The sequence below is a fragment of the Catenulispora subtropica genome (assembly GCF_039531675.1).
GTDB classification, from domain to species: domain Bacteria; phylum Actinomycetota; class Actinomycetes; order Streptomycetales; family Catenulisporaceae; genus Catenulispora; species Catenulispora subtropica.
This window is the reverse complement of sequence record NZ_BAAAQM010000027.1, coordinates 65681-77455: the sequence shown is the minus strand read 5'-3', so window position 1 is coordinate 77455 and position 11775 is coordinate 65681. Positions and strand designations below refer to the sequence as shown.

Genomic DNA, 11775 nt, shown 5'->3' with positions numbered 1-11775 from the left:
CCCACAGTCCCGGCGGAGGCGCGCGGTCGGGTCGCCCGGACGCGGTGGTCCCGCTACCGTCGCGGATCCGTTCCGGTCCGGCCGACGGCCAGCGCTCCGACGGTGCGCCAGTCCACCTTCACCGGCTCCGGGACGGCCCCGGGCCGGTCCCTCGGCACCCGCACCCGCAGTACCCCGGGCCGGATCGTGCACACCACCGGCGGCTCCAGGTTCAGAGCCTCCCCGTCCACGGCCACCGGGATCGTTCCGGCCTCGGCGTCGACCCGCACCTCGTGCGCCGTCCGGACGGTCACCGACCGGGAGGACGTGCCCAGCACGGCCAGCTGCGCGGCGTCGATCGAGCCCTCCACGTGCACGGCCACGACCCCGAGCACGCCCCGGTCCAGCCGGGGCCGCCGGCCGCCGCCGAGCGTCTCGGTCTCGCCGTAGGGGTTGTTGGTCACCAGCAGCACCTGCGGCCGCGGCAGCCGGTCGCCGTCCGCCTCGGCCCGCAGGGCCTCGGCGCCCTCGTCGCCGGTGAGCAGGTCCGGCAGCTCGTTCAGCATCGTCCCGGACTTCGAGTCCCGGTACTCCGGGTTCTGCACGATCTGGGCGTAGGCCCCGAACGACGCCGTGTTCACGAACGGCCGGCCGGCCAGGTCGCCCAGGTCGATCCGCAGCTCCTCGCCGTCGCGCAGCGCGTCCAGACACGTCGAGGGGTCGTCGCGGTCCAGGCCCAGGTCCATCGCGAAGTGGTTGCGGGTGCCCGCCGAGATCACCAGGAACGGCAGGTCGTGCTCGGCCGCGACCGAGGCCACCAGCGCCTGCGTCCCGTCGCCGCCGGCCACGCCGAGCAGGTCCGCGCCCTCGGCGACCGCGCGGCGGGCGATGCCCTCGACGTCCTGCGGCTGGGAGGTGTCCAGGACGACGACCTCCGCGCCGAGCGCCCCGGCCTTCTCGACCAGGCCGAACCGCCCGACCTTCCCGCCGCCCGACTTCGGGTTCATGATCAGCACCGGGTGGCGGAGCGGCGGCGCGGGCACGGACTCCAGCGCCGCGGCCCGCCGCGCCGCGTCGATGCGCAGCGCGCTGCGGCCGCAGGCCAGGGCCAGGGCCCACAGCGCCACCACGATGACGGAGTCGAACCAGAACCCGTCCCCGGTGTAGAGGACGATCACGGTGATCGGCGCGGCGACCGCGACCGCCGCGCCGATCCAGCGCGGAACGCCGCGCCGCGAGACGAACCACCAGGCGCCGACCCCGGCGACGACCAGCGCGGCCAGACCGGTGAGCAGCAACCACACGCCCTGGTAGAGCAGGACCACGGTCAGCAGGAAGACGACCGCCGCCACGGCGCTGAAAACGGCCGCCTGCGCCAGCGTCCGGGCCCGGCGGTCGTGCTCGGTGGCGGCCTTCGCGTCGGCCTTCGTGGCGGCGGCTCCCATGCCCACCACGATGCTTCCGACCTGCGGAATCCGCAAATGCGACACCCTGCCTGCGGGAAGAGGGAGAGCGCGGACGAGCCGATCATCTGAGCGACTGGCGCGGGGCGTCGTCGCCTCGGCGCCTACCCGCCCTACCGCGACGACTGAATCAGGACCACTCCGTGGTCGCCGTCACTCCGCCGCCGGAGTCGTCGCCGGCGTCAAAACGTTGCGGTTCCCGTGGGCCCAGGCCGCCGCCGCGACCGTCGCACGCCCGGTGTCTTTCCGGCCGCGTGACGTGCGCCCATACTGGAATGCCGTGGAACAGAGCCGATCGCGCACCCTGGAACAGGAGCTGGCGCGGGCGCTACGGACCGGCCCCTTCTCGGCGGTCCTGCACTTGGCCATCGAAGCCAGCGGCCTGACGCTGGACGAGGTGCGCACCCGCCTCGTCGGGCAGGGGGCGAACGTCTCGATGGCCACCCTGAGCTACTGGCGCCGCGGCCGCAGCCGGCCGGAGCGCCCGGAGTCGCTGCGCGTGGTGCACGCGCTGGAGAAGATCCTGGACCTGCCCGCCGACGGGCTGATCTCGCAGCTCGGCCCGAAACGGCCGCGCGGGCGGTGGCTGGCGCGCCCGGTCGGGTCGATGGACCCGACCGCCGCCTACGGCGGCAGCCCCGGCCTCGGCGAGCTGCTCGACGAGGTGGGCACACCGGTCCACAACGGGATGGTGCGGCTCGCGGTCCACGACCTCTACCTGGTCGGTGCGGCGCGCGAGGAGCTGTCCGTGTCCACGCGCCTGGTCGTGCGGTCGCACGTGGACCGGGTCAGCCGGCTGCCGGTGATGTACCGGCAGTACGAGCCCGACGGCCGTCCGCCGCCGGTGGTGCGCGCGGTGCGCGGCTGCCGGGTCGGCCGCCTGCGGTCCGATCCGGACAGCGGGTTCCTGGTCGGCGAGGTGGTCCTCGACCGGGTCCTCGGGGTCGGCGAGACCGCGGTCGTGGAGTGGGAGGCCACCGGGGTGTCCCGGCCCGGCGTCGACACCGACTTCTACCACCGCGTCTTCCCGGCGCACGTCGGCGAGTACGTCCTGCAGGTGCAGTTCTCGCCCGAGGCGTTCCCGGCGCGCTGCTCCAGCTACACCCGGCGCACCGAGACCGCCCCGGACCGGACCAGCCAGGAGGTGTGGGTCGGCACGACGGGCCTGGCGCACGTCGTCACGCTCGACGTCCAGCCGGGGGTGGTCGGCCTGCGCTGGGAGTGGGCGTGAGCATGGGCGAGTCCCCGGGACCTCGATCCCGGGGGCTCGCGGCCTGATCGTCAGGGTTCGAGGATCAGAACCCGTAGACCTGGTAGCCGAACGAGGTGGAGCCGGAGCCGCCGCTGGAGTCCTCGGCGGTGACCTCGACCGTGTAGGAACCGCCGGCGGTCGGCACGCCGCTGATCTGGCCGGAGGAGCTGATCGTCACGCCCGGCGGCAGGCCGGTCGCGCTGAACGTCAGCGGCAGGCCCTTGCTGTCCGAGGCCTGCATCTGCACGGTGGAGCCGAATATGTCGACGTAGCCGAACTGGTTGCCCGGGTTGGTCACGGTGACCGTCCCCCCGCCGCCGGACCCGTTCACGGTCAGCGAGTACGTCGCCGAGTGTGTGGTGCTTCCGGCGGTGCCCGTGACGGTCACCGAGTAGGTACCCGGCGGGGTCGAGGCGGACGTCGCCAGGGTCACTGTCGAGGAGTTCCCGGCGGTGACCGAGGTGGGGTCGAAGGTCGCGGTCGCACCCGAGGGCAGGCCGCTGGCCGACAGCTGGACGGTGACGGCCGACCCCGCGGTCACGGAGGTGGCAACGCTCGCCGTCGCCGACTGTCCCGGGTTCACGCTGCCCGACGTCGGGCTCAGCGTGACCGAGAAGTCGTCGGTGGGCGGCGGGTTGTCGCCCTTGACGAAGCCCGCGGTGCCGTTGGGCGTGCCCAGCCCGGTCGGGCCGTCCCAGCCGGTGCCCGCGTTGCAGACCACCGTGCCGCAGGAGCCGTTGCTGCCGGAGGTCACGTCGTTGAAGGAACCGGTGTTGCCGTAGGGGTAGGTGACCGGGTCGTCGCTCGCCCCGGCGGCGCCGGCCAGCGCCCAGATCGAGGTGATGATCGGCGTCGACAGCGACGTGCCGCCGTACTGCGCCCACCCGGACAGGCCGTAGGTGCCGTAGACGGCGATGCCGGTGTTCGGATCGCCGACCGCTGACACGTCCGAGGTCGCCCGGTTCGAGCAGGACGTGCTCAGACCCTGCTGGAAGGAAGGCTTGGCGAAGCGCGAGGAGCAGCCGGAGCCGCCGCTGCTCCATGCCGACTCCGACCAGCCCCGCGCGTTCGAGGCCTTGTTCAGCGAGGTGCCGCCGACGGCGACCACCGTCGGGAACGTCGCCGGGAACTGCGCGCTGCTCCCGGACATGGTGCCCTTGTCGCCGGTCGCCGCGGTGATGACCACGCCGGCGTGGTTGTAGTGGGTGTCCAGCCCGGTGGTGAAGTCGCTCTCGGAGTCCGAGTAGCTGTTGGACACGAACTTCGCGCCGAGCTGCACCGCCCGGTCGACCGCCGCCGCCAGGTCGTTGTCGTCGTTGGAGTTCGCCTCGACCAGCAGGATCTTGCAGCCCGGGCAGGTCGCACTGACCGCGTCCAGGTCGAGCGTGATCTCCGTGGCCCACCCGGTGTCCCCGGACGGGTAGTTCGACCCGCCGTTCTGGTCCACCTTCGTGAAGCATCCGTTCGCGGTGGTGCACGCGCTCAGCCCGTACTGCGAACGGTAGGTTTTCAGATCCGCCTCGGCATTCGGGTCGTCGTAGGCGTCGACGATCGCCACGGTCTGTCCGCTGCCGGGGTTCGACCCGAGCTTGTAAGCCGACTGGATGTCGGCCGGCCCGTAGCCGCTGGGCGCCGCCGGGCTCGCGGCGGGGTTCGCGTACTGGATGGCATCGCAGTGCGCGTGCCCCGCGGGTGCGGTGGCGCAGCCGGCCGCGACCAGCGTCGGCATGCCGGCCGCCGACGCCGGCCCCGGCGAGACCGCGTAGCCCATGAGGGCCATGGCGACCGCCAGACCTGATCCTGTTACTCGTCTCACTGCCACTCCTGTCGTGGGGGGACACCGCGTGGGGGCGGTGGGGGCTGATGGCCCGCAGCAGAGAGTCGAGGTTCGGAGGCCTTTCCCGACAGGGGGATTCACAACCGGGACAGAGGTGGGGCGGTAAAACTGTGAAGGGCTTTGAAATCAGGCTTCGTAGGCCCTCGCCTGCGTCGCGTACAGCTCCGCGTACCGGCCGCCGGACGCCAGCAGATCGCGGTGGCTGCCGGACTCCGCGACGCGGCCGTCGGCGATGACGATGACGTGGTCGGCCATGCTCACCGTCGAGAACCGGTGCGAGACCAGGACCGTGACGGCGCCGGTGCGCGCCGCCGCCGCGCGCGCGTGCCGCGCGAAGTTCTCGAACAGGTCGTGCTCCGCCTGCGGATCCAGCGCCGCGGTCGGCTCGTCGAGGATCAGCAGCAGCGGCGCGGTGCGCATCATGCCGCGGGCCAGGGCCAGCCGCTGCCACTGGCCGCCGGACAGGTCGACGCCGCCGAACAGCGTGCCGAGCTGCGTCTCCGGGCCGTCGGGCAGGTCCGCGACGAGCTGTGTGGCGCCCGCGGCGGCCAGCGCACCGGTGACCGCGACGGTGTCGTCGAGGGCTGACAAGTCGCCGACGCCGACGGCCTCGCGCACGAGGAGCTGAAGCCGCGCGAAACCCTGGAACACCCCGCACGAGGCCGCCGCCCACGCCTTCGGATCGACGGCGGCCAGCGGCCGCCCGTCGACCAGGATCCGCCCCGACGTCGGCCGATACAGACCGGTCAGAAGCTTGACCAGCGTCGACTTGCCCGCACCGTTGATCCCGACCAGGCCGACGACCGATCCGGCGGGCAGGTGCGCGCTGACCGACCGCAGCACCGGCTCGTCGCTCCCCGGGTAGCCGAAGGTGACGCCCTCCAGGGTGATGCCGTCGGCGAGCCGCTCGGGCGCGGGCGCCGGAGCCGGGTCCGCGGTGCCGCGCGCGTGGTCCCGCAGCCAGCGGTAGTGCCCCGCGACGCGGCCGGCCTCCGCGGCCTGCCGGTAGTTCTCCTGCAACGCCCCGAGTTGCCAGCGCAGCTGCGCGGACAGCGAGACCACCAGCACCAGGGCGCCCATCCCGATCCGTCCCGCGATCACCTCGTGCGCGACCAGGGCCAGCGCGCCGGCCAGGCCGAGGACGTAGCACGACCAGCCCACAGCCTCCGACACGGCGTTCCGTACCAGGACTCTGTGCTGGGCGCCGGTCACGTCGGCCCACAAGCGGTCGGCGCGCGCAGACAGCTCCGGCCCGGAACCGCTGATCCGGATCTCCTTGGCGGCGGCGGGGTCCAGGAGCAGGCCGTTCAGGTCCGATTCGAGCCGGGTGGCCTCGGCGGTCTCGTCGTGCACGCGACGCAGCGCGGCCTGGCCGCGGCGGGCCAGCACGATGACCGGCATCGTGGTCACGCCGAGCAGGATCAGCGCCGGGTGCACGAGGGCGAGCAGCCAGACGCTCAGGGCCAGCATGAGCGCGCACACCGTGGTCGCGGTGACCGACCGGACCAGCGCGGCCAGCGCCCCGCTGCCCTTGGCGGCCGAGTAGACACGGTCCAGGTAGTCGGCCCGCTCCAGGTGCTCGATCGTGGGGACGCGGGCCGCGTGGCCGAGGATCTCCTCGGACAGCTCGACGTCGACCTTCTGCACGAGGCCCACGGCGACGTTGGCGGCGACGCGGGTCGAGATGGTCGACGCCGCCTGCGCGAACGCGGCGACGGCGGCCGGCAGGAGGAGCCAGGTCAGGCTTCGGTCGCGGGCGTGCGTGCGCAGGCCGTCGATCACCCAGCGCTGGCTCTGCGCCACGCCCGCGCTGCCGAAGATCACGACGATGTGCATCGCCGCCGAGGCCGCCGTCTCGCCGCGGCTCGCCCGCCAGGCCAGCGTGCTCAGGTGGCGGAGCAACGCGAGGTTCTGTCGCAGACGGTGCGTCATGTCTCCGCCTTCGCGAATCGCGCCGCCTGCAAGCGGAACAGCGCGGCGTACCCGCCGTCCGCGGCCATCAGCTCCTCGTGGGTGCCGGACTCGGCGATCCGGCCGCCGTCCAGCACGACGATCCGGTCGGCGCCGCGCACGTTCGACAGCCGGTGCGAGATCAGCACCACCGAGGCGCCGCGGGCGCCGGCGGTCACCCGGTCGTTGAACTCCTGCTCGGCCTCCACGTCCAGGTGCGCGGTCGGCTCGTCGAGGACGAGCAGGTCGCGGCCGTGCGCGGCGGCGAACAGGACGCGGGCGATCGCCAGCTTCTGCCACTGGCCGCCGGACAAGTCGACGCCGTGTTCGCCGCCGCGCCACAGCGTGGTGGCGATCCCGTGGGGCAGCCCGGCGACGACGTCGGCGGCCCCGGCGGCTTCGAGCGCGGCGCGGACGCCCGCGGCGTCGTCCAGGAACTCGGGCGCCGACAAGGCGACGTTGTCGCCGACGGTGGTGCCGTAGTGGACGAAGTCCTGGAACAGCGCGCTGATCCGGGTGCGCCAGGCGGTCGGGTCGAGCTCGCGCAGATCGACGCCGTCGACCGTGACGCGGCCGGAGTCCGGGTGGTGGAGCCCGGCCAGCAGCTTCATCAGCGTCGTCTTGCCGGCGCCGTTCACGCCGACGACCGCCAGCGTCCGGCCGGGCGGGACGTCCAGTGTGAGGCCGTCGAGGACCGGGCGGTCGGCGCCGCGGTAGGCGAAGGTGACGTTCTCGAAGCGGATGTGCGGCGGACGGCCGGTCGAGGGCGGGGGCGGGGATCCGGTCGCGGTGGGCGCGGCGGTGGCGTGGCGGGCGACCACCCGATCGAGGGCCCGCACGGTCGCCACGCCGTAGTCGATCTCGAACACCTCCGGCCCGATCGAGCACAACTCCATGACGGCCCACGAGGCGACCAGGCAGCGGGCCACCGTGGCCGGGCTCTGTCCGGAGGCGCCGAGCACGACCACCGTCACGGCGGCGCTGACCGCCGCGAGCGCGAACGCCGGTCCCTGCCTCCGCAGCACGAACGACCGGACCTCCCACGACGGCTGCCGCGCCGCCAGCTGCGCGGTGCGGAACCGGGCCAGCAGCCAGTCCGCCAGCCCGAACAGCCGCACGTCCTTCGCCGCCCCGGCCCCGCTCAGCAGCTCCGCGAAATACTGCCCTTTGCGGTACTCGTCCATCCGGGAGTCGTCCATCGCGGTCATCCACATCCACTGCCGGCGCGTCAGCGTCCGCATTCCCAGCGACAGCGCGAACAGCCCGACCGCGAGCAGGGGGAAGTGCACCGCGACCACGGCGGCCGCCGCCATCGCGGTGATCACCCGGAACGTCAGGGTCAGCTGTCCGACCGCGGCGTTGCCCGGCGACCGGGTCCGCCACCCGATCCCCAGGTCGACGGCCCGTTCCACGTCTTCGCGGAACTCCGCGTCGTCGAGATGGCCGATCTCGGCCGGCGCCAGGGCGATCCGCCGCACCCGCGACCGCACCGCCCCGTCCACGCGCCGGGCCGCCACCGCCCCGGGCACGGACCGGACCACCTGCGCGCACCGGTCGGCCAGCACCATCCCCACGACCACCAGCAGCGGCCCCGGCACCGGCCGGAACCCGTGGGCCGTGGCGACCGCGCCGACCAGCCACCCGGTCGCGACCGCCCCGAACGCGACCGCCGCCACGCCGGCCGTCTCCACCGCGACCAGCGCAGCGACCGTGCCGGTCCCGGCGTGGCGCAGCAAACGCAGCAGGCTGACGCGCTCGGCCGCGACCTCGCGCAGCACGGACGGACGGAAGGCGCCTGGAGCGAAGCGGGTGTCGACCAAGCGCTGCGGGGTCTCGATCACCCGCGAAGGATAGGAGTGCCTCCGGACCCGGGGCACGGGATTTTCCCACGCGGATCCCAGGGCCCGGGCCAGGGACCGCCACCGGTTCGACCGGCGCCCCGCCACGCCACCTTGGAGATACACCGCGATCCCGAGGAGCAGTGATGACCACCCAGGAGCTGCGTCGCCCGACCGACCACCACCTCCGCCCGCTGTCCGGCCGCGATCCGCAGGAGCGGTTCCGTTCCTCCACACCGCTGGAACTGCTCTACGACCTGGTCTTCGTCGTCGCGTTCGGCACGGCGGCCGAACAGGCGGCGCACTATCTGGCGCAGGGGCGCGTCGGGACGGAGGTCGCGGGGTTCGCCACGGCGGTGACGGCGATCGTGGTGGCGTGGGGCGACTACTCGTGGTTCACCTCGGCCTACGACAACGACGACTGGGTGTTCCGTGTCGCCACGATGGTGCAGATGGTCGGAGTCGTCGTCGTGTCGCTGGGGATCCAGGACATGTTCGTCTCGGTCGCCGCCGGCGGGGCGGTGGACGTCAGGGTCATGGCACTCGGCTACATCGTGATGCGGCTGTCCATGGTGTCGTTGTGGTGGCGGGTGGCGCGCGGCGACTCGCCGCAGGCGGCGGCGGCCCGCGCGCACATACTGAGCATCGGGATCGCGCAGATCGGGTGGACGGTGCTGGCCTTCGCCGGGCTTCCGCTGCTGACGTTCGTGCTCACCGGCTCCGGCTTCCTGCTCCTGGACGTCGTCGGGCCCTGGGTCGCCGAGCACAAGAAGCCGACGCCGTGGCACGCCCGCCACATCGCCGAACGGTACGGGCTGCTCATCCTGGTCACATTGGGGGAGGGGGTCTTCGGAACCGTCGCCGCCCTCAACGCCCTCGTGCACGCCGACCACGGCTGGACGGCCGACGCGGTGCTGCTGGCGGTGGCCGGCATCGGGCTGACCTTCGGCATGTGGTGGATGTACTTCGCGGCGCCGTGGGGCGAGGTGCTGGAGCGACACCGCGAGCGGTCCGCGATCTGGAGCGTGAACCACATCCTGCTGCTGTCCTCGACCTCCGCGACCGGTGCCGGGCTGCACGCCGCCGCGTCCCTGTCGCAGGGCCGGAGCACGCTCGGCCGGACCGGCACGGTCACGGCCGTCGCGATCCCGATCGCCGTCTTCGTCGGCGCGGTCTACACTTTCGGCTGGGTCTTCCTCCGCAAGACCGACCCCGTCCACGCCCTGCTCCTGACGGCGACCGCCGCGGTCCTGGTGCTGGCCGTCCTGCTCGCCGCGGCCGGGGTCGGCATCGCCTGGTGTCTCGTGGTCCTGACGGCCGCGCCGGTGATCTCCGTCATCGGGCACGAGACCATCGGCAGCCGCCACGTGTCCGACGCGCTGAGCCGGTAGCCGGAGGGCCCGCCCAGCGCGTCGGACGGCCGCGGCCGTCAGGCGAACAGGGCGGCGTGGCGGGCGGCCCAGGCGGCGAACGGCGCGGCGGGCCGGCCGAGCACCTTCTCGACGTCCGGGCTCGGCGTCCGCTCGGCGGCGGTGGGCTCGCCGAGGATCGCCAGCGTGCCTTCGACCACCGGTGCCGGCATGAAGGCGGACATCTGCTCGCGGGCCTCCTCCCGGGTCTGCTCCACGAACGTCACCGGCGCCCCGATCGCCCGCGCGATCGCCTCGGCGCGCTGGCGCGGGGTGGTCGCCTCCGGACCGGTGAGGACATAGGTGGCGCCGTCGTGGCCTTCTTCGGTGAGCACCGCGGCGGCCACGGCGGCGACGTCGTCGGGGTCGACGAACGGCAGGCCGGTGTCGGCGAACGGCGCGGCCGCGGTGCGGTGCGCGCGGATCGGCTCGATCCACGCCATGGTGTTGGAGGCCATCCCGCCCGAGCGCAGGATCGTGTGACGCAGCCCGGACCCGGCCACGGCCTGCTCGAACCCCGCGGCGTGCGCGTAGACGCCGGGGCGCGTGCCCACGCCCTGCGAGGACAGCAGCACCACCTTGGACACCCCGGCGGCCTCGGCCCGGTCCAGCACGCCGGCCGGGTCCTCCCCGGCGACCAGCAGGAACAGCGCGTCGGCGCCCGCCAGCGCCGGCTCCAGACTCGCCGGGTCGCCGAGGTCCGCGGCGACCGCGCGCACCCCGGCGGGCACGTCACCCGGCTCGATCCGGCGGGCCACGGCGGTGACCTCCTGCCCGGCCTCGACCAGTGTGCGGACCAGGGCCCGGCCGACGTTCCCCGTGGCGCCCGTGACGACGATCATGATTCTCCCCATTCATGAAGACAGCGAAGATGCGGCTCATCCCGCCTCGACAGCGAGTGAGTTAGTTGGCTAACTGAGTTGAACGGTAGCGGACCGCGGCCGGCCCTGTCTATTCTCAGTTAGGTGACTGACTCAAAACCGGCGGCGGGCGCCTCGGCCCGGCCCTCCCGCGGCGGCAAGCGCGAACGCCTGGCCTCGGCGGCGGCGCGGGTGTTCCACCAGCAGGGCGTCGAACGCACGACCCTGAGCGACATCGCCACGGCCGCCGACGTGCCGCTGGGCAACGTCTACTACTACTTCAAGACCAAGGACCAGCTCGTCGGGGCCGCGATCGGGAGCCATCTCGACGGGCTGCGCGCCGCCACCGGCGAACTGGACCGGCTGCCCGCGCCCGCCGACCGGCTCAAGGCCCTGATCGGCGGCTGGATCGACCAGCGGGAGACCGCCGCGCGCTTCGGCTGCCCGTTCGGCACCCTGGCCACCGAGCTCGACAAGCGCGAGGACGGCCTGGACCGGGCCGCCGCCGAGGTCATGCGGGCCCTGATCACGTGGGTCGAGGGCCAGTTCGAGCAGATGGGCCGGGGCGCCGACGCCCACGACCTGGCCATCGCGTTCGTCGCCGCCTATCAGGGCATGGCCGTGCTCACCAACGTCCTGCGCGATCCCGAGGTGATGAGCGTGCAGGGACGCCGCCTCGCGGACTGGGTCGACACGCTCGCCTGAGTCCGAGTCGACACCCGGCCGGGGGCGTGATCGACTCGCAGGTGGGGGCAGCCTGCGACGGAAGGACCCGGATGAGCACCAGCTACGAGGAGTTCAAGGCCAAGCTGGGGGAGGCCGCGGACAAACTCGGCGACGTCGCCAAGGCGGCGTGGGACGACCTCGGCGACGCCGCGGAGAAGGCGTGGAACAAGGCGTCTGACAGGCTGAAGGAGACGAAGGGCGCGGCGGCGGGCGGGCCGGCTCCGGACGCCCCGCCGAAGCCGGCCCCCAAGCCCGGACCGCCTCCGCCGAAGCCCGGGCCGCCCACGCCGAAGCCCGGCCCGCCGCCCGGCTCCGCGAGCTGAGGAGCCTCTGCGCGGCACCCCGGCACCGCGGCACCGCGCCGCGTGTGCCGTCGCCGACGACGCCGACCGGACCCGCACGGTCGGCGTCGTCCATCGCCTGCCGGCTGACGTCCACGAGCTCAGCCGGCCCTCCGGACG

The 11775-nt window shown here is 73.6% G+C and carries 9 protein-coding genes; 4 read left to right on the top strand and 5 right to left on the bottom strand.

Annotated elements, in window-relative coordinates; translation table 11 throughout:
* Positions 1-53 precede the first annotated feature (53 nt).
* Positions 54-1424, bottom strand: coding sequence for a diacylglycerol/lipid kinase family protein (locus tag ABD466_RS23305; protein WP_344659268.1), 1371 nt, complete (start codon positions 1422-1424; stop codon positions 54-56).
* Positions 1425-1722: 298 nt separating this feature from the next.
* Between ABD466_RS23305 and ABD466_RS23300 the strand changes: the two genes are divergently transcribed.
* Positions 1723-2673 (top strand): helix-turn-helix transcriptional regulator, encoded by a 951-nt coding sequence (locus ABD466_RS23300; protein WP_344659267.1) that lies wholly within the window; start codon positions 1723-1725, stop codon positions 2671-2673.
* Positions 2674-2737: 64 nt separating this feature from the next.
* On the opposite strand, the gene ABD466_RS23295 is transcribed toward ABD466_RS23300, so the two are convergent.
* From ABD466_RS23295 to ABD466_RS23285, 3 genes are all read right to left on the bottom strand, one after another.
* On the bottom strand, positions 2738-4510 hold the full coding sequence (locus ABD466_RS23295) for a putative Ig domain-containing protein (RefSeq protein ID WP_344659266.1): 1773 nt from the start codon (positions 4508-4510) through the stop codon (positions 2738-2740).
* A 147-nt stretch (positions 4511-4657) separates the two neighbouring features.
* Positions 4658-6463 (bottom strand): ABC transporter ATP-binding protein, encoded by a 1806-nt coding sequence (locus ABD466_RS23290; protein ID WP_344659265.1) that lies wholly within the window; start codon positions 6461-6463, stop codon positions 4658-4660.
* On the bottom strand, positions 6460-8322 hold the full coding sequence (locus tag ABD466_RS23285; RefSeq protein ID WP_344659264.1) for an ATP-binding cassette domain-containing protein: 1863 nt from the start codon (positions 8320-8322) through the stop codon (positions 6460-6462). Before ABD466_RS23285 ends, ABD466_RS23290 begins: the two co-directional genes overlap by 4 nt.
* Positions 8323-8465: 143 nt before the next feature.
* Here ABD466_RS23285 and ABD466_RS23280 point away from each other — a divergent pair, with 143 nt between their 5' ends.
* Positions 8466-9710, top strand: coding sequence for a low temperature requirement protein A (locus ABD466_RS23280; protein WP_344659263.1), 1245 nt, complete (start codon positions 8466-8468; stop codon positions 9708-9710).
* Positions 9711-9748: 38 nt separating this feature from the next.
* On the opposite strand, the gene ABD466_RS23275 is transcribed toward ABD466_RS23280, so the two are convergent.
* Positions 9749-10570, bottom strand: coding sequence for an NAD(P)H-binding protein (locus ABD466_RS23275; RefSeq protein ID WP_344659262.1), 822 nt, complete (start codon positions 10568-10570; stop codon positions 9749-9751).
* A 123-nt stretch (positions 10571-10693) separates the two neighbouring features.
* Here ABD466_RS23275 and ABD466_RS23270 point away from each other — a divergent pair, with 123 nt between their 5' ends.
* Both ABD466_RS23270 and ABD466_RS23265 read left to right on the top strand, forming a co-directional pair.
* Positions 10694-11293: a TetR/AcrR family transcriptional regulator gene (locus ABD466_RS23270; RefSeq protein WP_344659261.1), complete on the top strand. Its 600-nt coding sequence runs from the start codon at positions 10694-10696 to the stop codon at positions 11291-11293.
* 71 nt (positions 11294-11364) lie between these two features.
* Positions 11365-11637 (top strand): hypothetical protein, encoded by a 273-nt coding sequence (locus ABD466_RS23265; protein ID WP_344659260.1) that lies wholly within the window; start codon positions 11365-11367, stop codon positions 11635-11637.
* Positions 11638-11775 lie beyond the last annotated feature (138 nt).